The 25,809-nt window shown below is 45.4% G+C and carries 23 protein-coding genes; 8 read left to right on the forward strand and 15 right to left on the reverse strand.

Annotated features, from left to right (window positions below; genetic code table 11):
• Nucleotides 1–176: 176 nt before the first annotated feature.
• The 7 genes from ACJJIE_RS07130 to ACJJIE_RS07160 form a co-directional block, all read right to left on the reverse strand.
• Entirely contained in the window at nucleotides 177–719 is a 543-nt protein-coding gene (locus ACJJIE_RS07130; protein ID WP_444894091.1) for a nitrous oxide reductase accessory protein NosL, read from the reverse strand.
• A gap of 14 nt (nucleotides 720–733) precedes the next feature.
• Nucleotides 734–1,564 carry an ABC transporter permease subunit gene (locus ACJJIE_RS07135; protein ID WP_444894092.1) on the reverse strand — a complete coding sequence of 277 codons (831 nt, stop codon included), beginning with the start codon at nucleotides 1,562–1,564 and terminating at the stop codon, nucleotides 734–736.
• Nucleotides 1,561–2,490 carry an ABC transporter ATP-binding protein gene (locus ACJJIE_RS07140; RefSeq protein ID WP_444894093.1) on the reverse strand — a complete coding sequence of 310 codons (930 nt, stop codon included), beginning with the start codon at nucleotides 2,488–2,490 and terminating at the stop codon, nucleotides 1,561–1,563. Before ACJJIE_RS07140 ends, ACJJIE_RS07135 begins: the two co-directional genes overlap by 4 nt.
• Nucleotides 2,490–3,794 (reverse strand): nitrous oxide reductase family maturation protein NosD, encoded by a 1,305-nt coding sequence (locus ACJJIE_RS07145; RefSeq protein ID WP_444894094.1) that lies wholly within the window; start codon nucleotides 3,792–3,794, stop codon nucleotides 2,490–2,492. The genes ACJJIE_RS07140 and ACJJIE_RS07145 overlap by 1 nt, the downstream gene beginning before the upstream one ends.
• 110 nt (nucleotides 3,795–3,904) lie before the next feature.
• A complete protein-coding gene (gene nosZ / locus ACJJIE_RS07150) occupies nucleotides 3,905–5,815 on the reverse strand; it encodes a TAT-dependent nitrous-oxide reductase (RefSeq protein WP_444894095.1) in 1,911 nt (636 codons plus the stop codon).
• Nucleotides 5,816–5,838: 23 nt separating this feature from the next.
• On the reverse strand, nucleotides 5,839–8,025 hold the full coding sequence (gene nosR, locus ACJJIE_RS07155) for a transcriptional regulator NosR (protein WP_444894096.1): 2,187 nt from the start codon (nucleotides 8,023–8,025) through the stop codon (nucleotides 5,839–5,841).
• A 126-nt stretch (nucleotides 8,026–8,151) separates the two neighbouring features.
• Nucleotides 8,152–8,388, reverse strand: coding sequence for a hypothetical protein (locus ACJJIE_RS07160; protein WP_444894097.1), 237 nt, complete (start codon nucleotides 8,386–8,388; stop codon nucleotides 8,152–8,154).
• A 1,317-nt stretch (nucleotides 8,389–9,705) separates the two neighbouring features.
• Between ACJJIE_RS07160 and ACJJIE_RS07165 the strand changes: the two genes are divergently transcribed.
• The 3 genes from ACJJIE_RS07165 (at nucleotide 9,706) to ACJJIE_RS07175 (ending at nucleotide 12,244) form a co-directional block, all read left to right on the forward strand.
• Nucleotides 9,706–10,779 carry a 3-deoxy-7-phosphoheptulonate synthase gene (locus ACJJIE_RS07165; RefSeq protein WP_282933115.1) on the forward strand — a complete coding sequence of 358 codons (1,074 nt, stop codon included), beginning with the start codon at nucleotides 9,706–9,708 and terminating at the stop codon, nucleotides 10,777–10,779.
• Nucleotides 10,780–11,030: 251 nt separating this feature from the next.
• Entirely contained in the window at nucleotides 11,031–11,486 is a 456-nt protein-coding gene (locus tag ACJJIE_RS07170) for a hypothetical protein (protein ID WP_444894098.1), read from the forward strand.
• 149 nt (nucleotides 11,487–11,635) lie between these two features.
• Nucleotides 11,636–12,244, forward strand: coding sequence for an OsmC family protein (locus ACJJIE_RS07175; RefSeq protein ID WP_282933117.1), 609 nt, complete (start codon nucleotides 11,636–11,638; stop codon nucleotides 12,242–12,244).
• Nucleotides 12,245–12,292: 48 nt separating this feature from the next.
• On the opposite strand, the gene ACJJIE_RS07180 is transcribed toward ACJJIE_RS07175, so the two are convergent.
• On the reverse strand, nucleotides 12,293–13,003 hold the full coding sequence (locus ACJJIE_RS07180; RefSeq protein ID WP_444894099.1) for an ion transporter: 711 nt from the start codon (nucleotides 13,001–13,003) through the stop codon (nucleotides 12,293–12,295).
• A gap of 419 nt (nucleotides 13,004–13,422) precedes the next feature.
• Here ACJJIE_RS07180 and ACJJIE_RS07185 point away from each other — a divergent pair, with 419 nt between their 5' ends.
• Nucleotides 13,423–14,154, forward strand: a complete 732-nt coding sequence (locus tag ACJJIE_RS07185) for a hypothetical protein (protein WP_444894100.1) — start codon at nucleotides 13,423–13,425, stop codon at nucleotides 14,152–14,154.
• Nucleotides 14,155–14,388: 234 nt separating this feature from the next.
• Here ACJJIE_RS07185 and ACJJIE_RS07190 read toward each other — a convergent pair whose 3' ends face one another.
• Nucleotides 14,389–15,309, reverse strand: coding sequence for a LysR family transcriptional regulator (locus tag ACJJIE_RS07190; RefSeq protein WP_444894101.1), 921 nt, complete (start codon nucleotides 15,307–15,309; stop codon nucleotides 14,389–14,391).
• 139 nt (nucleotides 15,310–15,448) lie between these two features.
• Between ACJJIE_RS07190 and ACJJIE_RS07195 the strand changes: the two genes are divergently transcribed.
• Nucleotides 15,449–16,213: an SDR family NAD(P)-dependent oxidoreductase gene (locus ACJJIE_RS07195; protein WP_444894102.1), complete on the forward strand. Its 765-nt coding sequence runs from the start codon at nucleotides 15,449–15,451 to the stop codon at nucleotides 16,211–16,213.
• Between the two features lie 111 nt (nucleotides 16,214–16,324).
• Here the strand turns inward: ACJJIE_RS07195 and ACJJIE_RS07200 are convergent, their stop codons facing one another.
• Together ACJJIE_RS07200 and ACJJIE_RS07205 are read right to left on the reverse strand one after the other, a co-directional pair.
• Nucleotides 16,325–16,681 carry a 5-carboxymethyl-2-hydroxymuconate Delta-isomerase gene (locus ACJJIE_RS07200; RefSeq protein WP_444894103.1) on the reverse strand — a complete coding sequence of 119 codons (357 nt, stop codon included), beginning with the start codon at nucleotides 16,679–16,681 and terminating at the stop codon, nucleotides 16,325–16,327.
• A 31-nt stretch (nucleotides 16,682–16,712) separates the two neighbouring features.
• Entirely contained in the window at nucleotides 16,713–17,654 is a 942-nt protein-coding gene (locus ACJJIE_RS07205) for a peptidyl-alpha-hydroxyglycine alpha-amidating lyase family protein (protein ID WP_282933123.1), read from the reverse strand.
• A gap of 117 nt (nucleotides 17,655–17,771) precedes the next feature.
• Here ACJJIE_RS07205 and ACJJIE_RS07210 point away from each other — a divergent pair, with 117 nt between their 5' ends.
• A complete protein-coding gene (locus tag ACJJIE_RS07210) occupies nucleotides 17,772–18,668 on the forward strand; it encodes a LysR family transcriptional regulator (RefSeq protein WP_444894104.1) in 897 nt (298 codons plus the stop codon).
• A 28-nt stretch (nucleotides 18,669–18,696) separates the two neighbouring features.
• Here ACJJIE_RS07210 and ACJJIE_RS07215 read toward each other — a convergent pair whose 3' ends face one another.
• The 3 genes from ACJJIE_RS07215 to ACJJIE_RS07225 all read right to left on the reverse strand — a co-directional run bounded on the left by ACJJIE_RS07215 (nucleotide 18,697) and on the right by ACJJIE_RS07225 (nucleotide 23,924).
• A complete protein-coding gene (locus tag ACJJIE_RS07215) occupies nucleotides 18,697–19,143 on the reverse strand; it encodes a GNAT family N-acetyltransferase (RefSeq protein WP_444894105.1) in 447 nt (148 codons plus the stop codon).
• A 291-nt stretch (nucleotides 19,144–19,434) separates the two neighbouring features.
• The gene (locus ACJJIE_RS07220) at nucleotides 19,435–22,560 is read right to left on the reverse strand and encodes an efflux RND transporter permease subunit (protein WP_444894106.1); all 3,126 of its coding nucleotides are present in this window, start codon (nucleotides 22,558–22,560) and stop codon (nucleotides 19,435–19,437) included.
• Entirely contained in the window at nucleotides 22,557–23,924 is a 1,368-nt protein-coding gene (locus tag ACJJIE_RS07225; RefSeq protein ID WP_444894107.1) for an efflux RND transporter periplasmic adaptor subunit, read from the reverse strand. The genes ACJJIE_RS07220 and ACJJIE_RS07225 overlap by 4 nt, the downstream gene beginning before the upstream one ends.
• A gap of 277 nt (nucleotides 23,925–24,201) precedes the next feature.
• Between ACJJIE_RS07225 and ACJJIE_RS07230 the strand changes: the two genes are divergently transcribed.
• Together ACJJIE_RS07230 and pcp are read left to right on the forward strand one after the other, a co-directional pair.
• The gene (locus ACJJIE_RS07230) at nucleotides 24,202–24,621 is read left to right on the forward strand and encodes an ester cyclase (RefSeq protein WP_444894108.1); all 420 of its coding nucleotides are present in this window, start codon (nucleotides 24,202–24,204) and stop codon (nucleotides 24,619–24,621) included.
• A 95-nt stretch (nucleotides 24,622–24,716) separates the two neighbouring features.
• Complete coding sequence (pcp, locus tag ACJJIE_RS07235) at nucleotides 24,717–25,385, forward strand: pyroglutamyl-peptidase I (RefSeq protein WP_444894109.1); 669 nt, start codon at nucleotides 24,717–24,719, stop codon at nucleotides 25,383–25,385.
• Nucleotides 25,386–25,481: 96 nt separating this feature from the next.
• On the opposite strand, the gene ACJJIE_RS07240 is transcribed toward pcp, so the two are convergent.
• A complete protein-coding gene (locus ACJJIE_RS07240; RefSeq protein ID WP_282933130.1) occupies nucleotides 25,482–25,709 on the reverse strand; it encodes a DUF2059 domain-containing protein in 228 nt (75 codons plus the stop codon).
• Nucleotides 25,710–25,809 lie beyond the last annotated feature (100 nt).

Below are 25,809 nucleotides of genomic sequence, written 5' to 3' on the forward strand. Positions count from 1 at the left end.
GACAGCACATCACTTACCCTTGGTTTGAAGTCTCCATAACAAAGCTCAGGAGCCCATGAATAGTTCAGCGATGCTTCTAGCTCCCTGAACAGCTCACAATCACGGGGTCGCTTTCAAAGCCCAGCAAGGCGAACCTTTGAGGCCTGCAGCGATAACACAGGATATTCAACAGCTCCCTAAATAGGGCTTTTATGCACACTGGACATGTCTACCAAAGTCTGTAAATTGATTTGATCAAAACTCAACACTTCGCCGCCCTCTACATCAGCGAAAGCTTGGGCATCCTGCTGCCTAGCAAAACTTGCCAATGTTGCCCCCATGGAGCCCTGCTTCGCATGCCCTATCACATACCAGGCCTTGCGGGCATCTATATAGGTTTCCTCATCAGGACGGTCCCAAGGTGTCACCGCCATATCGTGTACAAAGGCCTGCTGAATATTATGGCTATTTTCAGGATCTACAATAAAGGCAAACATATCGAGGGTGGAACAGAATTTGAGATTTCCCTCTTGCCCTTTACTAATTAGCTGGCCTTTAGGGCCAGAGTAGTTGGTAATGATCATACCGCATAAATGACATTCTTCACCATTTTCAATCGCTACTACTTGATGAGCCAAAGAAATTTTCTTGTCCGCTGTACAACCTATTAATGAAGCAGCCAATATCAATAGCAGAAACAATATTCTGATCACAAAAGCATGCGCTAATAGATATTTCATCTCACCCTCCCAATTCATAACTCACGGCGACTAAAAATATACAGTGCCAAACTAGTGGGTAACACTAACCAAACCAACATCCCACCCAGCAACCCGAATAATGAAAATTGGGATTGATTCGCAAGCGCCATAAATCCACTGAGATTTTGATCCGCAAAATAAGTAATGTTAACCAACCGAAAGATGTCCGTTGGATTAACTAATAGCAAATAGGGAAACAGATCGGCATTTACATTGCCCTCAGTTGATACCAACAACCCCAATAAGCCAAGATCAAACACCAGCACAAAAACAAACCATATCAATATAGCTATACCGGCCGCCTTGGATTTCTCTGATACACTAGCACTAACTACATAGGCAATAGCAATAAATATCCAGCCCAGCAGAACTGCAGACGAAATAAATACCATATAAGGTATCAGTAATTCGCTCCAGGAAGTATGAACGGAAAATAGTCCAATCATCACTGCGGAAGAACCAAAACCTACCAGTGTTGAAAATGCCATTATCGCGCCCTGCCCTAACATCTTCCCTAATAGGAGCTGAGTACGGGACAGAGGGTATGTCATTAATAGCAGTAGAGTACCACTTTCATCTTCACCAACAATGCCATCATATGACAGTATCATTGCGATCAGGGGAATAGTAAATACCGCTAAACTTGCAAGACTAACAATTGTTGTTGATAGAGAGCTAAAACCAACCTTTCCCGCTGCTGCAGCTCCAAAGTATGCCAAGCCTGTTGCCAATACCGAGAATATAATACATATTGATAACACCCAACGGTTACGCAGGCCATCTCGAAACTCCTTTGCGGCAACGACAAATATCGGGCCCGTCATAAAACACCCTCCTGGTCAAAGCGCTGCTGATTAAAGTAGGTGTATAGGTCTTCGAGAGAGGGTAATTGAATATCGATCTTATCAATACTTCTTAACTTCGTAAGTATCCGCAGAGCTTGCATTCTTTCATCCATAGGTACAAGCAGCTCTGCGCCCTTGCTATAACTCCGGGTCAAAGGCCTCAATTCTTGAGGCAGCTCTTCTAGCAAGCCGGATTGTCCTTTTAGCTGGAATACCGCAGGTAGACTTGCCTGGTCTTGCAGTTGCTCAATACTACCAGTAGCCAGAACCCTACCCCGCCGCAAAATAAGCGCCCGATCTAAATATTTCTCAACGCCTGGTAGCACATGCGAACAAAGTACAATTGTACATCCCTGATGCTTTAAGTGATCAATAGTATGATAAAACTCCCTAGTGGCAATTGGGTCCAAGCCAACGGTTGGCTCATCCAATAGCAATAAGCGCGGGTTACCCAGTAATGCCTGCGCTAGCCCCAGGCGTTGGCGCATCCCTTTAGAGTAGGTTTTAACACGCCGATCATAGGCATCTTTCAAGCCTACCTGCTCAAGTAGCTCCATACACTGTTTTCGAGTGGCTCCTTTTAACTGAGCAAAATATTCCAAGACTTCCAAACCCGTAAGTTGAGCATAGAAGCTGACATTCTCCTGTAAGAATCCCAATTTACTACGAAATTCACGCCCGCTCTGTTGAGCCGGATCTTTGCCAAAGACACTGATTCGGCCAGAGGAAGCACCTATTAACCCTAAAATCAATTTGATGATTGTTGTTTTGCCGGCTCCATTATGTCCAAATAGGCCAAAAACCTCACCCGCTTTCAAATACAGATCAAGGCACTGTAAAGCCCTAATTTCTCTGTATTTCTTCCCTACTTGTTGTAATTCAACAATATTCCCTGTTTGGCCCATTATTCTGCACCTGCCTGAATACGCTCCTGCAGAAAGTCGCTCTCATCAGAAAGTTTCGTTTCTGCTTCCTTCCATATTGTCTCAGTCATTAATGGTTGACTATCAATCACTCCAGGACCTTTAAACACCGGAAATTGTCTTTGCACCCAACGTAGGGTTTCTATTGCGGGGCTATTGAGCAAAAGCCTTGCTGATGGAAACTTCCACAAAATCTGGTCAACGCTATCATTCGGCTCATATTTAATATCACCGACACCATCTCCGTTCATATCCCAACCCAGGTAATCACTCCAGTAATTTCCTACCCAATCCTGGCTACGACTGGATACATACTTAACTTGAGTTTTATTATTTACAAAAGAATTCCCCTTTAGTGCATTATCTTCAGATGCCGCTGTCAGGTGGATACCAATATCGCTATCGGCAAACCTATTACCAGCAAATTGATTGAATAGTGAGTTGTAAATGAATAGCGCCTTGCCTTCCAGCCCAGTTATTTTCGCCCTCTTAATGCTCGTTTTTTGCATATGAGGATTGTTGCGATTCTGGATGCCTCTAATATCATTATTTCGCAGGACTGAATTCGTGATATAGTTCATCAAGATTCCGTAGTTCACATCATTTACCGAACGATTATTTAGCACTTTCAGATATTTAGACTGCATTAAAGCGTAACCAGTACGGGTATTTTCAGTTAGGTTACCCTGTAGTAAATTGTGGTATGAATACATGTAGTGCACGCCATAGCGCAAGTCGTGTAAGTAATTACCAATCAACTCATTGTTATTGCTACTGTCGATATAGATGCCATCCCGAGTTCCCCAAATTTCGTTTCCCTTAACCAAAACCTGTGACACATTAAATAAGTGAATACCATTACCACGGTCAGCTGCCCGTAATCCTGGATTACCTCGTATTTTGTTATTTAAAATCTTAGCTGCACGGGTCGTATCCACCCAGATACCAAATCCGCCACCATGTAGACTATTTTTTTCAATACGACTTCCGATTGCAGAACTCGACAAAAGGATTGCGGCATCCTGACTTGTCAGGTCTTCTCCCCAGTTTATAATTTGCAAATGATGCACATAGCTATTTTCTGCTTCAATCTGTAATGCATGGCCCTTGCCACCTGCATCAATTACGGCCCCCTCTTCCGAAGTTAGCTCTATTGTATTTCGAAGGATAAAGTTTCCTAGATATATCCCCTTTCCCAATATCAGGGTGTCTCCCACTTGGCTCCGATCCAGTGCTAGTTGCAAATCATCCTGCGGGGTTAGGGAAATGACAGCTGCATTGGCCATGCAGCTACCCAAAAGAGCTATAAGGCCCAAAATTTTTCTGGAAAAATTCAGAATGGACACTCCTCAAATAAACCCGACAGGAATTTAGCCCTGCCGGGTATCTATACTTGTTAAACAGGTTCCACCAGCATGCGACCACGCATTTCCATATGCAGCGCATGACAGAACCAGTTGCAATAGAACCACTGAACTCCTGGTTTATCAGCAGTGAAGGTTACGGAGGCAGTTTGTTGTGGGCTTATTTCCATTTGTACGCCATGGTTTACCATGCAAAATCCGTGGGTAACATCCTCAATCTGGTCAAGATTGGTAACAACCACAGTAACCTCATCTCCCTGCTTTACCCGAAACTCATTCATGCCGTAAACGGGTGCGACTGAGGTCATATAAACACGCACTTTTTTGCCATCGCGTATTACTTTATTTTCGCTATAAACATCGACGCCATCAGCCTTTGCCATCGCAATAGTGGCGGCAAACGTAGGGTCATTACGGTCATACAACTTCCGGGTTTTTACCTTGGAACGATGTACAATCATGCAGTCATGGGGCTCCGCATAAGTTGGGCCATCATGTACCAGCTTCATTTCATCGCCAGATATATCAATTAACTGGTCATTCTCGGCATGTAAGGGCCCGCATTGTAAGAAGCGGTCTTTGGAGAATTTTTGTAGTGATACCAAATATTTGCCATCGGCATCACGGGTTTCTCCCATACTGGTATGATTGTGACCCGGTTGATAATGAACATCCAATTTTTGCAAAATGTAATCAACATTTTCACCATTATATGCATGAATGGCTTTTTCCACATTCCATTTACATACTTGACTATCAATAAACAATGTAGTGAAGGCATTGCCCTTACCATCAAATGCGGTATGCAATGGCCCTAACCCCAGCTCTACTTCAGCAACAACGGTATCGCGCAGTTTTATTTTATCTTCGAACAAGGCATCAAACTTGTCCAATTGGAACATTGTCACCGTAGGCGATAGCTTCCCATTGGCTACTGCATACTTTCCATCCGGAGCTGTATTAATACCATGAGGATTTTTGGGAACCGGTACATAGCGTGTTAGATCAGAACCTTTTCGACCATCTAGCACCGGCACTTTTGAGCCTTCCAGAGTGGTAAACCTGCCCGCTTTTACGGCGGCTTCAATACGCTCAATATTGAAAATAACCAGATGGTCCCGTTCCGCCTTCATAGAGCCGGTGAGATCAATCGCACCCTCTGAGTTATAACAGGTAGAGAATGCATACTTCCCTGTATAGTCCGCATCGGTATTGTCGAGGTTACCGTCCACTATTACCTGCCATGCCACATCCATACTTTCTGCATCTACACCACTAAATAGAGTGTAATAACCCGGTACATCATCCATGTTTAGGCCATTATTTGGATGGGGAATCCGGAATTCAGCGTTGGCAAATACATACTTGGTATAAGGTACTTTTTGTACCCGCAACCCATGAATAGCCTGACAGTTCGGAATGGTGGTGATTTTGTCAGTCTTCATAATGTCGCAGCGAATCCTCGCAACTCGAGTATTTGCTTTATCATTAATAAAAACATACTTACCGTCATAATGACCATCGGTCATCGACATATGTGGGTGGTGGCTATCACCATTTAACGGGGCATTTTCTCCCAGGATGGCTTTGCTCTCATTAGTAATACCCCAACCAGTTGCACTATCTACATTGAATACTGGAATTCGCATCAACTCTCGCATGGATGGCAACCCGAGAACACGCACTTCGCCAGAGTGCCCTCCACTCCAGAAGCCATAGTATTCATCCAGCTCCCCTGGGCGAACTGAACCATCATCACTAGTGGAAGCTTGAGCACTGGAGGATAATAAAGTACTCCCAACTCCTGCCCCAAGCGTACTTGCGATACCCGCCAATGCCGCTGAACCACTGAGAAATAAACGCCTGCTAACTTTCACATGCTCTGTTAGCTGCGAGTTTTCCGTATCAACCGTAGGTAGGTCTTTATCTTTCGGATCTATCATTCTCACATTCCCCATTAAAAGGATTAAGTGTTTGGTACCGACTCAGTCACATCCAGAGCTTTTATTCTTTCCATTGCCGCTTTTTGCCTATTTTGTTTTTTAGCTTTAATCACCAACGGCGGGCATTTGTCATTTCGATAATAAGTTACCTGGCAATCCAAACAGTGATGACACTCATTGGCATTGATTGAACCATCTGGATGAATCGCCTGTATTTCACATTCATTGCTACATACCCTGCACGGCTGACCACACTCTTTACGGCGTTTCAGCCAGTCAAATAAACGTAGGCGAGCAGGAATAGCCAAGGCTGCCCCAAGTGGGCAGATATAACGGCAATACACCTTGCGGGTAAAAATATTGACTATAAGTAGCACAGCGGCATAAACCACGTACCCCCACTCCCTATTAAATTTCAGCAGGAAAGTGGTTTTAAATGGTTCTACTTCAGAGTAATACTCAGCTTCAGACAGAGATTCCAAAGATACTGCAAATAACACAAGAAGAATCACATACTTGATTGCCCAGAGGCGCTCATGTACGGCAAAAGGAATCTCGAACTGCTTAATTTTTAACCGCCGAGCGGCTTCATTAACAAGTTCCTGTAAGGCACCAAATGGACATAACCAACCACAGAAAATTCCCCGCCCCCACAGCAACATAGTCATTGCAACAAAGCTCCAGAGAAGGAAAAGTATGGGATCAAGCAGGAACAAGTCCCATTGAAAATTCCCCTGGAACGCATGTAGAAAAGTAAAAACATTAACTACAGAGAGCTGCCCTAACGTATACCACCCAATAAAGACAAGTGTGAATATCAGGTACCCTTGACGAAGATTCTGTATCAGTCGAGGATAGCGGACGAGAATATCCTGAAAAATGACAATCCCAAGTAGCACAAATAGTGCTACGGACAATATCCCGATCTGGAATGCCTTTTCATGCCAGATGCTGACCCATAGGGCTTCAGATTCTGGCTCTAAATCAGAACTGATTAATTCAGGACGTGACAAGTATTTTTCCGGAGTTAAATAATCACCATAAAAGCTGGTGAATACGCTATCTAGCGCTCCAATCTGACGACGAACTAATAATTCCAGCTGCCAGGCTTCTCCTGGATCAAAATCATAATGGTCCCGAATAACAAAGATCGCCATTTCCTCAAATCCGGGGAAACCATCAATGTAAACATCATCAAGTCTATAGTAATCTGAGTCATGAAAACTGATGACCTTACCGTTTTGTAGCAACTGGGTACGGTCAAAGATCCCACCGCGAACGTAGCCATTACCCTTGAAGGAGTAATCGCCCCTTCCCATCACTGCAATCGCACTATCACCAGGACTAATCTCGCTCATTAGCCAGTCATACTGAGAATCACCTAATAAATTTCTACCAACAGACGGTATATTAACCGGCGCATAATATAGATCTATTAATGCTTTCTCTGCTTCTTCAGGATTTTTAGCCGTTTGGTTTTCAGCCTTGGTGCCTACAAAAGCTAAATCGACATCCTTACGCTTAAGTAAAAGCCTCCGAATTGAACCATCTTCCGTCAAACTGCCCCAATCGGCTTCGGAAAATTTCTCTGATTTTATACTGGCTCGAACTTTTACAGTTCTAAGGGAAAGCCCTGCAAGACCTAAATGACGCGCAACTTTTCGAGCAGCACGCATAATAGTCTCATTTACCACCCTAACTGTAACAGTAGCACCGGACACCATATCTATATGGTGCTTTTCTTCACTACTATCATTACCTACGCGAATATGGTCAGTAACACTCAAGCCTTGATATCTATTTGCAAAATCAAAAAGTCTCTGCTCTGGAATACCCACCAATAGAATAGGCTCATGATGCTCAAGCACCTGAACAGCCAAAAACTCCCCATCCTTTCCCATCACAATCAAAGTATTGATGGGCTTACCCGAATAGGCTGGGATTTTTACAATATCATTGGTGTTGAAGGCATATCCGATTTCAACATTATCTTTATAAATACGCCGAATTAAGAACTGCCCATCAACCAGAGGTTCTTTATTGGTAATTTTGGTAGCTCCAGGAAATACCTGGAGTATAATTTCCCTTTGTTGCTCTTCACTAACTGGCACCATCGACTGCGCACCATTAGGTAAAGCAAAAAATAGCACTACACTAAAGCATAGATACACCCAAGAATCGGCTAATAATTTGTAACATCCTTTCATCATTAGCAACCTTTGTGATACCTATTGCTGGGTAGAAATCCTGTCTATGATTGTATTGGACATAAAGTACTTTTACTTAAGTTAGGCAAGTAACATAAACAAATAAATACGGTGATCTACATCCCAGATCTAAATTACATCTGCATCGTATTTCCTTGAAGATAACGTATCTCGTGCTCTATATTGATAGCCTTGCTTATAAGTAATTTCTGGTATGCCAGAAAATACTATCTCGTCGGCCACTCTTTGTATTTCGATTGCCAGGCTTAGTAATAGCTTTGGTTCTTCGGATTGATTCAAGGAGATCGGTACGCTCAGTAAGACGGCACAGATTGCCAGTATTATATCTTTGGAAGAAACAGACATAATGATATCCCCCTATTTCGCTTGAGATAATTCATCTCAAGTGAAAGTTTAGAAGGTCAAGCTTTGAAGTTTCTTGATGTCTATCAAGTTTTTAGGGATTTTAGCTTGCGAAAGCCAGAATGCTGCATGGATTGGTAGGCAGTAGAAACTTAAATAGATGTAAATCTTCGGGCAGGGACATTTTAGCCCCAACTTGCCTCAACGCTACACCTATTTGACAGCAAACCGAATAATTACTTATTTGACTTATCAGATACTTATCGCATCCTGAAAAAAATTGGTTACACCTAAATTACTGCTTGGCAAAAGAGATATTTTTGGCGGGGGAGTAGTTACGACAAAAGAATAGAATCTACACTTTTACAAACACCAAGATCCTGAGCTTCAAAAAGTGCAACTTTGCTACATCTATTGACAATTAAAAATGATCTTTCTCAAGGGAGTTGCTTATCAAATCCTAGCAAGACATACCGCCGGTTGGTTAACCTACTAGACCAATGTAAAAAATCCCGTAATAACTTGCAGGCCTTTTGGTAATGTAGAACGTGGCTAAACGATTTATTACCCTAGAAGCTGGAGAGATGCTGGACATAAAACACCAAGGGTTAAAAGAGGCAGATTAACTGGTTATGTACTAATGCCTTAATCGCTCAGTAAACCAATAAAGAAGTGCGGGGATCTCACTGGCGATTGGGAGCCGGCATCCAACTGCCTTTAAACTCACTCAGCGCCCGGATCACGATTTTGACCGCTAATATGACCAGCTCCGATAGCTCACCGCATCTCTCATGCTTCATTCATGAGTACTCTTCAATTAACCCTGATTATGAATAAAGCTGTTTTCTATGAAGCGTCGGGATAGCTCAGCTAGTATCTTTGCAGACTTTGGGAACACTAGATGATACGAGCAACGTCTAAGCCCTTTGCGAGATCTACAATACGGTTGCGGTTACCTTCAGCTTGAACCTTTCTGGATTTACTAGGTTATTTCGTGGCATTCCGGTACGAGTATATTTCCGCCAGAAAGAGCAATGTTTCGCCACCTCTTCTATAGTAATGCCGATCTATAGAATATGATGAAGCTTCAGTTAGTCCCAACATGGCGAAGTCGCCTGTAATCCACGCTTAAGGAGCCCCTGAATACCTCTTACTATTTGCCAACCTGTCTTTAAGTGGAAGGATAATGGCCATCCCAAAAAAGGGCCAAATATTTGGTTGCAAATGAAACCCTCGCCCTATTCTGTATGGCAAAGTAGGATAGGTACTCCGCCTGCAGGTGCAGCGCGGCACCAAGGAATAGAGAAACCAGAAGACGCCATGACCACACAGCAGTTCGACGACTTAAATGTTGTCTCCCAGGAAGTACTGATCAGCCCGGAGACGCTGAAAGCAGAACTCCCCATTAGCGATGCCGCTGAGGCGACCGTCGCCAAAGGGCGCGCCGCCGTGCGCAACATCCTTGATCACAGAGACCACCGCCTGATGGTGGTTATCGGGCCTTGCTCCGTACACGATGTGGACGCAGCAATGGATTATGCCAAGCGCTTGAAGGCGATTGCAGATAAGGTCTCCGATACTCTGCTGATTGTAATGCGTGTCTACTTTGAGAAGCCCCGCACTACAGTTGGCTGGAAAGGCCTGATCAACGATCCCCATTTGAACGACTCCTTCAAGATTGAGGAAGGCCTGCATATTGGCCGTAAACTGCTACTGGACGTCGCCGAACTGGGACTGCCCACCGCAACAGAGGCTCTGGACCCGATTTCCCCCCAGTACCTGCAAGACTTGATCTCATGGTCTGCTATTGGCGCTCGTACTACTGAGTCACAAACTCACCGGGAAATGGCCAGCGGCCTCTCCTCTGCCGTAGGCTTTAAGAATGGTACCGATGGTGGCCTGGAAGTCGCTATCAACGCCCTTCAGTCTGTTGCCAACCCCCATCGCTTCCTCGGTATCAACAAGCGCGGTCAAGTCGCAATTATCCATACTGCAGGCAACCCATACGGTCACGTGGTACTACGGGGAGGTAATGACAAACCAAATTACGACTCGGTAAGTGTTGCGATGTGCGAGCAGGAGCTGCGCAAGTCCAATATCGTGCCAAACATTATGGTCGATTGCAGTCATGCCAATTCCAATAAAAACCATGAGTTACAACCCCTCGTGGTCGACAACGTGACCCACCAAATACTCGATGGTAATCAGTCGATTATTGGCATTATGGTGGAAAGCAACCTGAAGGCTGGCAACCAGAAAATCCTACCAAATTTGGACGATATGGAATATGGAGTTTCTGTTACCGATAAATGTATCGATTGGGAAACTACCGAGACTCTGCTATTGAGCATGGCTGAGCAACTACGTGAGCCCCTTAAAGTGCGCATTTCTTAGACAGACTTTCTTAAGAGGCCCCTTACGGGCCTCTTTCCTATCATTTGCTGATAATTGTAATATCTGCCCTTTATTAAATTACACTCCCCACTTGATAAAGCCCCTACAAAAGGGGTACTTTTGCCGTGCCGTGATACACATCTGTCATATATTCCCTCAAGCCAGCAAAGTGTGCATTAGCGGCTTAGTTAGTTGTAGTCGGATTCTGGCGCCTAATCTTGTACCTAGAGGAAAATAGGAAGACGGCAAACATGGAACTGCAGTCCAACAAGGTGGCCACCTATATTATTGGTGGGTTTACTCTGACCTGGCTGATAGTCAGCCTTAGTTTTGCCCTTGATGGTGGCTCTACCATCTCCTGGCTTGCCACCGCTCTGTGTACACTTTTATCTATAGCCACCCTTTCCTTCAAGGCAACACATTACATCGATGGAGAATCGAAAAGCTATATCTCCAAGCGGCAAGCCCTTTGGCACTGCTGGACGGAAACGCAATCTCTAGAAGCTTTTAAGGGAGTTAAAGTTATCCCTTACTCACCTCACAATACTAATCGTAAAAGTAACCTTTCCAGCTGGCAGGTTATATTGGTTTTTCTCCATAGCAATAGGAGAGATTACATTCAGGCTCAGATCTTTCCCTCCAGGGAAGATGCGATGGCTTACGCACATCAACTTGCACTATTTACCGCGCTCCCTCTACTCGACTAGCTCCCCTATTATCCGATAAGTGGTGGGACTACTTGCCATCCCACCTTACTCTATACAGCTGATACAGTTATTTCCGAGCTTTAGCAGTATATCTGAATCTACACTATCCTACCTCTCAGTCAAATCAAACAAAAGCCAGGAGCTTCGAAATGGACTCAATTCAGTGGGAAATGTCGAGCTCTACTATTGCTCGCAAATTAGATGAAGATGCCCACCAAGTCACTTTTTCTCCGCCTCACCTCGATAAAGTGAAGCAGGGCGAACTACTTAAATTTCACGCTCATATTAATGTCGAGCAAATGCCTGAGGGGCATCATCTAAAGAAAGCCACCATATTTTCCAATGTTCCTAATGGTGGAACCTGGGAACTGATCTGTGATGAAGGCACAGCAGTTGGCGGTAGAGGCAGTGCCCCGTCTCCAATTATGTACTTTTCTGCAGGTCTAGCCCTTTGCATGATGTCTCACATCGAAATGCTAGCAAAACTCGCGGCAATTAATCTAAAGAATGTAAGGCTAGAACAGAAAACTGAATTCTCAACGACTTTAAACTTGGGGGGCATCAGACCTGAAAACGTATTCGGTAAAGGTGACAAGGTAGAGATACACTTAATTATTGAAAGCGATGAGCCCGAAGAAAAACTGGTGGAATTTATGCATTGTTGCCGGCAAGCCTGCATGTCCCTTCAAACCGTTGCTAGCGCGACACCGGTCGATACCCAACTATTCATTAACAACAAAGCTATTGAATTTGATTAAACCCAAGTATGGCCTCCCAATCTACGAGGCCATACTCTATTACCGCGCCTAATTGTCATCCATTTCCTCGAGCCTAGCTTTAGATAAGGCGGAAGCAACGAGCCCTGTGGGAATCGCAACCACTCCCAAACCAATCAAAAGAACAAAGAAAGTAAATACTCTTCCTCCGAGAGTAACTGGGTACATATCGCCATATCCTACTGTGGTCAAGGTTGTTACTGCCCACCACAAGCTATGAAAGATAGATTTAAATTGTTCTGACTGGGCAGTATTCTCAAAATAATAGATACCCACCGCAGCCAAATAAAGTAAAATCAGTGCAGTCACACCAAACAGAACTAACTCCTCTTTGACCATACGAAATGCACGGCTAAATCTAGCCACAGCTTTACTATAACGCAATAGCTTAAGAACCCTAAAAACTTGAAATAACCGAACAACCCTAAGCGCCCTTAAGTCCAACCCCGAAGCAATATAAAATGGCAAGAATGCCAGAAGATCAATCAAACCATAAAAACTAAATATAAAGTTCAACTTATTTTTTGCGACATATACTCGACCTAGATATTCCACAGTAAAAACTATCACCGAGAAAACCTCAAAGGCATGCAAAAAACCCTTCTGACTTTGAGTTAAATCCGGGATAGTACTAATTGAAAATGAAACTAACGATGCGACTATCAAACACTGAATAAATATAGAGAAATACTTCCCTGATTTGCTTTCATAATTGTCAATCAACCTTCTCGCACTCAACATCACTCTTGGAGCCCCAGTTTAAATAGCTAAATATTTAAATCGCAGTATAACATGCACCAATTAACAACCCACCACCCCACATTTATAGATACCAAATCAAGCCCCCTTAGTGTGACACATGTCAAAATCACTCATACTGAGCGTATTAACATCTCTATAAACCACACCTACAAAGCCACCCTGGGACATAAACATATAAGCACCAATAAAGACGCTCACCGTCCAATTAGCACCCTACATCCAAACAAAAGCTCCCCCAATACAAAAAACTTCTATTTTAAATACATAACTATATGGAGCATCGCCTAACACACCGCCATTCAAAAATTATTCACTAATCAAGAATTTCATGACCTCGCAATGATGTGTAATTGACTCAATCTCAAACCCTTGAGAAACCGCCAAAAAAATGCGGTATTATGACAAACATAATTGAAAAGGAGTTTGAAGCCATGCCATTACAAGATCAAATAAATTCACGTAACGCACTCAGGGCATTGAAAGCTGACCCTCAAACTGCCCTACAAAACTACCGATTACAGATCGGCCTCCAGCCAGGGCATCAAACGCAGCTGGCTCGAGTGCCATTTTCTCTAAACATGGGGAATATCAGTATCGGCCCCGGCGCAGCGAATAATGACAGCAGGATCTACATTCAGGCCCTCACCACTCCGACCCGCGGGCACAGCTCTGTCAATCGATATACAGCACTATTGCGGCCCAATACAGCAAATGCAGATTTTTGGGTAACTGAGCGCCAAACTGGCTGCAGCTTGATTATTCTTGACTGGGGTGGCGGCCAGCTATCTATGGGGCATTTGCAACCCCATCCATTTAATAGTTATAACCAGGTAAATCAAGGAATCATTAATAATACTCCTCTCAGTGTATTTGCTAGCGCGCAGAGAAGCTATTTACGAACTGATGTCACCCAGCTGATCGATGCCTCTAAAATTGGCGGCTTGGACCCTAATCGTTATATTTTGATTCAATCAAACTTTGCGGCCATTAATCTCCAAAATAAAAACGTAATTGGTGTTAAGGAAGCGGGCCGGTGGAACTTTTATATGCAAACCAATGGCATAAACAGAACCGTCCAACATCTCGCATGGACCGACTGGAGTTCTTACCTGCCCTATTTTGCCTACTAGATATCCATCTTTGAGAAAGGCCAGATTGGTTTCAATCTGGCCAGCAGAAGGTCGCATATAGCATGTACGGGAAAGGGTACCTGATTGGCATTGTTGCTGCACTTGTCTTATGGCTACTGCTTAGATATGTCGATAAGCGCTACTACCAAAAGAAAAGAGAATTAAAAAGAAAGAAGCTTCAGGAAATTCAAAAGAAAAAAAGAGATGATACGTAAAACCCTGCCATATTTGCTTTTAAGGCTGAATTAAATCCCTCTGCAAGCCCTCAACCAATGCCTGCCAAACTACCTCTACCGCTTTACTTCTTATAGACCTTCCCAAGCACACTAGATGGATCGGTTGCAGCTCAGGGCTTCTCCATTGCTGAAAGATAGGCATCAACTTGCCCTCCGCTAATTCCCGGCGCACCAGAAGAGGATCAATCATAACTATACCTTGACCCATTGTAGCTAATTCAACCAATGTACGGCCATCATCGACTACCATCGCCGGATCAATGGCAATGGTCTTTATTTCGTTACCATCGTTAGAAAAGTGCCAGTGGTCAATGGTTGTTGTTTGGTTACTAAACACTAAGCATTGATGCTGACTTAAATCATCCGGAGAATTAGGTTCCCCCCTACTCGCCAAATAATCCGGGCTGGCAAACCACCCCCAACGCTTTTCACCTATTCGGCGTGCTACCAATGAAGAGTCCGGCAAGTGCCCCGTGCGAATGGCAATATCAACGCCTTCATCCAATAAGTTCACAACCCTATCGCTTAAGTTCACTTGAAAAGTAATTTTTGGGTAGCGTTGCTTTAGTATTGGTAGGGATGGCAATAAGTACCTCTGCCCCATTAAGGTAGAGCAACTTATCTTAACTCTACCAACAGCTTCATCCTGATGGGAGAGGATCAGGTGTTCGGTATTGCTCATTAGCTGAGCCATAGTCTCCGTTGCTTCCAACAAAGCAGCACCGGCATCCGTAAGGCGCAATTGCCGTGTACTTCTATGCAATAGACGCTGATCAACAAACCCCTCCAGCTGTGCCAGCTTCTTGCTGACTGATGAGCGAGGTAAGCCCAGCTGATTAGCAGCCCCCTGAAAACTGCCTTGCTCAATGACCAACCGGAAGACGTACAAATGTCCCAAGTATTGATGTAGATGCTGCATTCTGCCTCATTGCTTCCAAATTAGAACCAAAGTGTTGCCCTAACGGTGCCTTATTGATACCAGTCTCACAACATATCCTCCTAAGCCTAATCTTGGCAACTGCCATTCATTGCACCATTACAATCGCAAGAGAGGATCTATGGGACACCAGCAGAGAACAAAAACCATCGCAATCACTGGTGGCACTGCCGGTATTGGACTCGCAACAGCTAAACAATTTTTATCCGAGGGCTGGCAAGTCATCATCACGGGCCGAAATGCTGAAAAACTGGAACAAACAGCCGAGGATATCGCGGGCCTCTTTGGGAGTAGCGGCCAGCTGACATGCCACCTATGTGATAGTGGAAAACTCGACCAAATTGAGCAACTGGGAAAAAAATTACAAAACGATGAGGTTAAACTGGATGCCCTTATCTTGAATGCCGGTATTTTCAGGCCTGGGATATTTGAAGAAACCGATGAGGCCCTCTTCGATCACACTTTTGATATCAATGTGAAGGGACCTTTTTTCACACTGCAAAAATTACTACCGGTGATGAATAACCCCTCCAGCGTGGTTTTGCTTTCAAGTATTGCCGTAGAGAAAACCTTTTCGGGAACTTCCGCTTATAGCGCGAGTAAGTCTGCCATTGAAGGTTATGCCCAGGTCCTGAATGCAGAGTTAGCGGTGAGGGGTATTCGTATAAATAGCGTACGCCCCGGAGTCACACTGACCGAAATCCAGGAAAAAGCCGGCATGAGCCAATCAGACATTCAAAATCTCACAGAGAGTATGATGGTAACGCCACTGGGCCGTGCACTTGAGGTAGATGACATAGTGCCAGCAATCCACTACCTGGCCACAGATCACTCAGTCGGTATGCGAAATGCACACCTGAAGGTTGATGGGGGCTACTGCCTCTAACCGGCCTGAAAGTGCGCAAGTGGGGGCCAAGCCCTCCACTTGTGCGAATGAGTACCTTTTGCCGAAGCTTTCTTGTAGTTCAACCCGGCACACTTAAAAATGGGAAATAAGCTACGCAACGAGCCCCAATGCAGCGCGATTACAATATGTAGCTCGCACGATCTCGCGGACCTCTACAGAAACCATCTCCACATCGGGCACGGCTGCACATAGGGCCTTGGCTAGTAAATGAGCCAAGCTTTGTCGCTGCTCAATACTTCTACCTGAAAGCAGACTGCACTCCAGGTGTACAAACGGTGCTGGTTCAGGTCCAACCAAATAGTGCTCGACAGGTAACAAACGAACTTTAATATCCCCCGGCTCAAAGAGTGCAGACTGATCTGCAGCGGCATGGATAGAAGTCAGTAAGCTATCAACATCTACCGACTCAAGTAGGTTAGAAGGACACTGGATAACACAGTGAGGCATAAATACTCCCAGGTAAATTTTGAAAGAAAAGCTACATGACCGGAGCGGGTAGTGTATCCGCTGGCAGTAAGCGATTGATGCTCCAATTCAAGATATGGGACACCCAAAGTCCGTCGTCATCCACATAGATCCCATGTACGAAGCCAAATTGCTTCTGTCCCCGCCCAGGCTGGCCCTGATAGCGCATCTTGAGATCACCAGACAGGTCGTACTGTCGCACTTCCTCGGCCCGCGCATCTGTCATCCACAAAGCATCACCTTTGAGAAACAGGACATAGGGGTAACCTATTCCTCTCCATTGAGTTAAATATTTACCCTTTGAATCAAAGATCTGTACCCTGCGGTTTTCACGATCGGCAATATATAACTGCCCCTCAGAATCAATCACAATGGAGTGAGGGAAATTAAACTCTCCAGGGGCCTCCCCCTGACCACCCCAGGTGGTTACCAAAAGGCCATTCTTATCCAGCTTTACGATGCGGCTGTTGCCTTTATCCACCACATAAATAAATCCATTTCTATCCACTGCAACATCTTGGGGCTGATCGAACAGCACCAAGTTGTAGTCGCGATCAAACCAGCCTTCACTGGCTGCACCTCGCTTCCCCAATACCATGGCTACTTCGCCATCAGGTGCAAATTTCAATACCAGGTGCGTGGCAGTATCGGTAGTCCAAATATTGCCCTTATGGTCTATACGAAGACCATGCGGATTTTCAAACAGTCCCGCGCCAATTTCGCGAACAAAACGCCGCTGTCCATCGAACTCCAACAGCGAATGAGACCCTCGATGAAACACAACAAAGTGGCCATTCTCCCTGCGGACCACCCCCGCAACCTCCCCAAAGTGCCAACCCACTGGCAACTTAAAATCACCCCCCTTGACGTGAAATGGCTGGCTGTTTGGCGGTGCCTCGGCCAGCGTAAAAGCGCTGGGAACCAAAATCAGGCATAGCAATACAATCACTCTCATCAGAAACCCTTCTTAACTTGTCGATCTGCCAAGATATTGTGACTTTTTCCTATAAATGCGTTAATAGCATAATTTTGATATTCACTTTTTCCTGCCAGGAAATTATTGGAGGTTCCTTTGGACCGGTTCCACTTAATTCAGGTGTTCACTACGGTGGCGCGATTGGGGTCATTTACCCGTGCCGCCCGGGAATTGGGGTCCACGGTGTCCGCTGTGAGCAAGGCCATCCAACAGCTTGAGCAGCGACTGGGTACTCGGCTAATTCACCGTACTACCCGATCCCAAAGCCTTACGGATGCGGGGCGGGACTACCTGGAAACCACAGAGCGTGTCCTTAATGATCTACGGGAAGTGGAAGAGCGACTAACCAGCTCCAAAGGGCAGCCCTCTGGATTGTTGCGGATTACCGCCCCAACGGCTCTGGGGCAGTTCTGGCTGGCACCTAGGCTACCGAAGTTTACAACTGAGCACCCAGATATCCGTTTGGACCTGATTCTGGATGATCAGCTTCGGGATCTTACCGGTGAAGGGTTTGACCTGGCATTGCGATCCCAACCTGCACAGCCCCAATCAACGCTCTACTCTCATCAAATCGGCCGGCACGATCGGCTCCTGGTAGCATCTCCTGAGTACCTGGCAAGGATTAAGTCCTTTTCCTCCCCGGACCAACTCAATAAATTCCAACTACTGTGTTACAAGTACAGCCGCGATCCACTTTCCTGGACTTTTAAGAAGGGGCAGGAATCGATCACGATTGCCCCCAAGCCCTACTTTTCAAGTAATAACTACTATTCCCTCTATCAAGCAGCCCTATCTGGCGCCGGTATAGCTTGCCTTTACGATTATTTGGTAGAGCGGGATATTGCGGCGGGTAACTTGGTTCAGGTTCTGCCGGATTGGCAGCAATCAAGCAGGCCACTTTTTGCGGTGTATCAGCAGAGAAGAGCCGCCTCCGCCAAGCTGGATGCCTTTTGGAGGTTTCTGGAGGAATGTTTTGAGAACAACGCCTGCTGACACTCCTGTAGCATAGGCGTTTGTATATTTAGTTGGCGCTGGGGGGGCGAACCATTTCATTGGCAAGTACAGGGACCCCGCTGTAGGTAGTTTGCAGCTCCCTGGTCACCACAAAACCATATTTCCTATACAGGTTTTTCACCGGGTCATTGGTCTTGGCAACCTGCAGATGTACAGAGCCACTGATTTCCCCTAACAGGTACTCCAGCAATTCCCGCCCTATCCCCTGACCTCTAAACGATGGATGCACAAACAGTGCACGAATCTCATTCTTATACCGTGCACCATAGCCAAGAACATCACCTTTTTCGTACACATAAATATCCGACTCCATCAGCTGGGCCAAACGTTTTTGATCTTTATCCAGCGGCAACAGATTAAAACTCCGGTTTTCAAACCGTAGCTCATCAAGTTTTGAACGGGCATATATATCCAGCACACTTGGATAGTCATTTTTATTGTATTTTCTAATCATTTTGAGAGTGAATCTGTACAAAAGAAGGCAAGTTCAAATTTATCTTCCTGATTATCAATTGAAGTAAAGGGGACAACAAGGACTATTCGCTACTTATTCCGTGACGTACATGAAACATTCGACTACTTAAACCAACTCCGAAACCCTGTATTGGATACTCGTACAAGTGCGCTAATTAAGAATTGATGAATAATTCTTCCCGGAGCTCAAAGTATTACCACTGCTTTCTCTTTATCTTCCTTCTTCTACCACTCATTCCAGCTGCTTTTTCACTTCAACAATTAAGATTATTTAAGTCGTAGAAGCGGCGACATCTTCAGGTAATCGATCTAGCGGCTCCTGAATTCGCTCAGTTAAGCCAAAGTCCTTAAGAATGCCATAAAGGGCTGGCAGGACTAACAGAATCAAAACGGTTGAACTACTTATCCCAAATACAATACTGGTCACCAGTGGAATCAGTATCTGGGCTTGAAGGCTGGTTTCGAACATCAGTGGCAACAATCCGGCCACTGTTGTCAGTGAGGTAAGGAAAATAGCCCTGAACCGGTCGCGACTGGCTTGACTCGCCGCCGAGTGAACGTCCATTCCCTTTCGGACACGAAGCTTCACAAACTCTACTAACAGGATTGAATCATTCACCACAATTCCTGTGAGAGAGACAAATCCCATCATGCTGGGCATCGTCATATTCTGCCCCATAATAATATGTCCCCAGACTACACCTATTAAAGCCAGGGGAATCGCCATCATCACAATTACAGGTTCGGTATAACTACGAAATTGAAGCGAGAGTAGTAAATAGATTCCTATTGCCCCGATCAACAAGGCCTTACCCATCGATAGACCTGTAATGAGACTATTCTCAATCTCTCCTTTCATGGTTACCCTTAGGCCCGGAAATTCCTGCTCCAATGGTGCAAAAAAGTTCTGTTGGGTATCCAGCAGAATTTCACTGGCATTGGCCCTCTCTGTAAAAACATCTGCAAAGACCGTAACAACACGCTCACCATTTATTCTCTGGATACGCGCATAGTCCCGGTGCATTTCAATATTGGCAATTGCCATCAAGGGTACACGCTGCCTTGTTTCAGGGTGGATAATGACAAGCTCGTCAAATCGTGACAGCGCACTGCGAGATGGCTCATCCATTCGAACACGAATTTCGTAAGTCTCTCCCTGATACTGCACTTCATCAATCTCTGTGCCCTGATAGGCAGCTCTCAGTTGAGTGGCCACAACACTGGCATCAATACCAGAAGCATAAACTCCCTCCCGCATTCGGACCGTCAGCTGTGGCTTACCAGGACGCAGGTCATCCAGTACATTCACCACTCCTTCGTAACTGCGCAGCCAGTTTTGTAGACGTATAGATATTCCTTTTAGCTGATCAATATCCAGCCCGGCCAAGCGAAGGTAAATAGCTCGTCCAGCTGGACCAGGCGATGGCTCCTTATACAAAATCGCGATCGCACCAGGGATATCACCAGCAGCCTTACTCCAGGCCTGATGTAACTCACTGATACTTGTATGGCGAACTTCTGCAGCCAGTAGGTCGACATTTATTGTGGCTACATGAGCTCCACTCTCAAAAGCATCGCCATTCACCCCGTAAGTAACACTAATGTGCTCGATAAGAGGCGCTACCTCTTTCCCTGAGAGGTTTTCAGCAGCTAAGTACAGGGCCTTCTTCTGATATGCCACCAGCTTTTCCATTTCTACGAGGGAGGTTCCTTGGGGCATTAGAATTCGGGCCTGTAGTAAATCTCCCTCCAATGTAGGAAACCCTTGGAATTTAACTAACCCCGCAGGAAGTAAACTCACCGTAACAAAAAATAGTCCCACTACGCCGCCGACAAAAGCATATCTGTATTCCACCGCTTTATCAGCGACACGCCCTACATACTCTCTCCACAACTCAAATCGCTGAGCAAAAGCGATTTTCCAGGCTGGTGGGTTTTCCTTGTACGAAAGGGCATGACGCAAATGGGCGGGGAGAATAAGAAAGGCTTCAATCAGGCTAACCACTAGTACAGAGATTAAAACAACTGGTAAAACTTTGAGGACCTGCCCCATGTCCCCTTTGATAAAAGCTAATCCAGAAAAAACGATCACGGTAGTAACAAATGAGGAGATAACCCCCCTTGCAACACGCTTGGTTCCGATAACCACCGCCTGAAGAGGTGTACGGCCATCCCGGTATTCGGTGGCGATACTTTCCGAAAGCACAATGGCATCATCCATCAAGATGCCAATTGCAATCAGCAGCCCCACCAAGCTGATCATATTGATGGATATACCCAAAGCAGTAATCACAGCAAAGGCGCCGAGAAATGAAACGGGCAGGCCCATAACCACCCAAAACACATATCGCCCGCTAAAAAACAAATAAAGGGTCAGCGCAACAAGAATAAGCCCTTGCCAGGCGTTGGTAATAATCATCCTTAAACGATCAGCAACAATTGAGGCACTATCCTGAGTAAGAATCAACCGCATTTCTTCCGGCAAATGGGCATTTTCCGCCTGGACAAATTCGCGAACCGCTTCCAACACCCTCAAACTGTCATCCACGCTGTTTTTCTGAACAACAAGCAATGCGGCTCGCTGCCCATCAAAAGTGATTTTGTCCTCCTCCTTTTCAAAACTGTCTTGGATAGTGGCAATATCGCCCAATCGCACCTCTGCGCCATCCATTCCTTTGACAACAATAAGTTCTTCAAGCTCTGCTGCGGTGCGCCGCTTTTCGGTAAAACGAACCTGGTACTCCCGATCAGGTGCAGTTACCTTACCGGCGGGCATATCAATTGCCTGCTTATCGATAATTGCGGCAAGATCGGCAACACTCAGTCCATACTGTCGCAAATTGTAATCTGAAATTTCCACTTGCAATTGATGGTCTGAAAAACCGGAAATTTTGACAATGGGCACCAACGGATGACGAAGCAACTCTCGGCGATAGTGCTCGGCCAATTGGTTGAGCTGGATCAAAGGCAAATCTGCGCTTAGGGCAACACTCACCACCGGCTGGGTACGTCCCAGCTCTTCTATTACTGGCCTTTCGCTCTCAGCAGGAAGGGAGTCTATCGCATCTACTGCAGATTCAATGTCGGCAAGAAACTGCCCCATATCACCTGCTTCCTGCATTTTCAGTTTCATCACGCCAAGATTGTCTGCAGCTTCACAACGGCGCTCATCAATAAATGGGATGCCATCCGTTGCCTCTTCGAGGGGGAGGCAGATACTGTCTTCGATCTCAGCGGTAGCTGCACCAGGATAAAATACTGAGACTTGTACTTCGAACTTGTCGATTTCCGGCATAGTCTCTCGCTTCATCGACGGCAATACGAAAAAGCCAGCCAGCATTAAACCCACCATAAGCAAATTGGCAGCAGTTGGGTGGATCGCAAAAAAGCGAATCACTCGCCAACTTCCTCTACTGTCACGGTCAGGTCTGAAACTCCCTTTTTGACATCGATGACAGATACTGCCGTCCCGCTGATTGCTGGGATAACATCAGTAGTTATCACCTGATCTCCAGGCATCAAGCCAGAGCGCACAACAGCTAGATCACCCTGGTAGTAGTCCACCGTTATGGTGCGAATCTTCAATTGATTATTTTCAGCCAAGTAGACCCGCCCTTCATGCATGGCACTGCGAGGGATAACCAAAGCTGGCAAAGGAGGTGCAATAAGCTTAATCCGGGCATACATACCACGAAACAGGGGCGGCCGACCCTCGGCTACTATATTTCGATAAGGGTTATCCACTGCAACCACTACGGATAGAGTTCTGCTTGTGGTATCCATGGTACCTCCAACTCTCACTACCCTACCCCGCCATTCCACCGGTTTAATACCACCTACCAATCCAACCCTGGCCTCCAATCCCAATAAGGCATCTGAGAAGTCGTCAGGCGAGAGAGTTTGATCACTGGGAGATTCAATACTCCGAAAAAGAGGCACTATTTGAGCCATTGTCAGTTCGGCCGAAACCTCCACCTGATCCATACCATAAGCGACAAACAGCGGTGTCCCATGGGCAACAGACTGGCCAGCCTCCACATAGACATCACCGATCCGCACGTTATAGGGCAGGCTTATCCGGGTTCGCGATAACTGGTAGCGACTTTCACCAAACAGCGCTTCAGCACGACTTATCTGGGCTTTTATCACCTGCCTACGAGTGGTAAATAGGGAGAGATTACCCTTTTGAAGTTCAACTTCTTGTCGCAACTTCAATACCCGTTGCTCCTCCGCATCAGCCGCTGAGCGAGAAACAATCCCCTTAACCGCCAACTGCTCTTTTCGCTGTAATTCCTGTTCCCCTAATTCCAGTGTCCTCTGAGCTATTTCCAACGAACGCTGGATATTAGCCTTTTCAACCTCCAGTTCTTGCAATTTTGCGCGATAAACAGCCAGGTCACTCTCCGCTTGAGCAACGGCCAATTGATAGCTGGTTTCGTCAATATTTAGGATTGGTGCCCCGGCAGATATTATTGCGCCAGGTTCCAAATCAGCCGACACTGAAACCACTCGACCACCAACTTCAGAGTTTGCCTCAAGGATAAGGCTCGGCATCACCTCTCCAAAAGCAACAGTTTCAGCGCGAATAGGCATTTGCTTCACTTCGATGGCTTCCACCAGCAGCTCCGGAACTTGCCCTTCGTATCTTTGTGGTTTCTGTCGACTGGCCACCAGAGACATAGCCATTAAAATTCCACCAAGTATCAAAACGGGTAGCATTCGACGACGCTTTAGTAAGGCTTTGATTGCGCTACTTGTCATAGTTTTACCCACAAAGAACTGGCCTAACCAGACCTTAAAAAGCCTAGTGCCTCTAAAACCCAGCAGTTGAATACTCTATTAAAGTTCGCAGAACGCACAACACCCTATAAAGCTTAAAGTAGTTACTCAATATATTTATTTATCATGTAATCTGCGCCAACTCATATCAATCGACTATCAATATTGAATCCAATCCCACTTCGATTCGCTCCCCCCTTAAATTCACTGAACTATGCTTGGGCTACCAAATTCCGACCTAACTTACAGTGGGACAAAAATGGCGAACAATCACAAAGAGACATCAAAAGCGATACTGGAATTGTGGGGGGACAACTTCCCCGACAAAGCAACCAATTATTTAGCACCAGATTATAAAAATCATCAAATGCCCTATGCTGGTGGCAATACTTCAGCACTATCAGTAAAAGAGTGGCAGGAACTTGTCACAGATTTTCACAAAGGGTTCTCCACTACCAAGTTGGAAATTCTGCTGCAAATTGCCGAGGGAGATTACGTCTGCACTCGCTGGAGAATAACCGCTACCCATACTGGAAAGTTTCTACAATATGAAGCAACTGGAAAAACCAGTAGTTGGACTGGCGTACATACCGACAAATATAAAGATGGAAAAATGGTGGAAAGCTGGGTGGACTGGGATAAATACACTTTCCTGGAGCAATTAGGTTTAGTTGAATAGCCGACCACGAACCAGTCAAAGGTAGCCTAGACAACGCTACCTTTGACAAATAACAATATATCAATCTTTCTGTATCTATTTACGATAACATCTCTATGACAAAAGTTTTATTGACTGGCTTTGAGCCCTTCGGTAACACACCGATAAATCCAGCGGAATCAGTTATGCGCATGCTGGACGGAACACGGATAGCCAATGGTGATATTCATGGTCTTTTGATACCCAACAACTTCTTTGAAAGCATTGAAGTTGTCACGGATGCTATTGAAAAAATAGAACCGCAATTAGTGGTGATGTTAGGAGAATACAGTGGCCGTGCAATCATTACGGCTGAGAGAATTGCACAAAATTATAATGATTCCACCAGATATAACCTGAAAGATAACCGGGGAGTTGAAATGCAGGGTGAGCCGACTGTACAAAATGGTCCTGTCGCTTATCACAGCACACTCCCTATCCGCGCAATGGTTATGGCAATGCGCAATATTGGTGTTCCTGCCGACATTTCTGATACTGCGGGTACTTTTTGTTGCAACCATATGATGTATGGCGCGCTTCACTATATCGCGACTAATCAGCTGAATATCCCCGCCGGCTGGATACACCTTCCTCAGCTACCCCAGATTGCCGCACTGCCCGAAAATATCGGTAATCCCAGCATGTCAAAAGAAACTGCCGCCCTTGGGATACAGGCCGCCATTGAAGCCGCACTAGCTAACCCGCGGGACACTGACGATCCGATCCCTTCTCACTTACAAATCTAATCAAATTGAACAGTTTAGGGGTATAAAGTAAGGGGGTTCCCCTCACTGGTTCTCTAGGCCCCCCACTTTTATAAGCCCCTAGAAAGTATTGAAGTATCAATTTTGCACTGTCTCACTCGCAACGCTTCTTTGTTCTTCTAAATCCGCCTTAAAGGCCATAGAAAGCTCCCTTAGCTTTGGTATAAAACTTTGCACCATCTGCTGCTGCGAAATAGCCATTGAGTCATTCATCACCGTAGGCATTTTAACCAGCATCGACTGGCCAGTTTCAGTCTGGAAGACAGTATATCTTGAACTTCTTCTTCGGAGTAATGTTTCAGGCATACATCAATCATTAGCTCTTTAATTTTCTCCCAATTCATCTCTTCCTTCACAAAAGTACAAGTTTTTTCATATGCTGCTCAAAAAGCTCGCGCTCTGAAGA

It is taken from the genome of Microbulbifer maximicatervae (SeqCode), assembly GCF_052467325.1.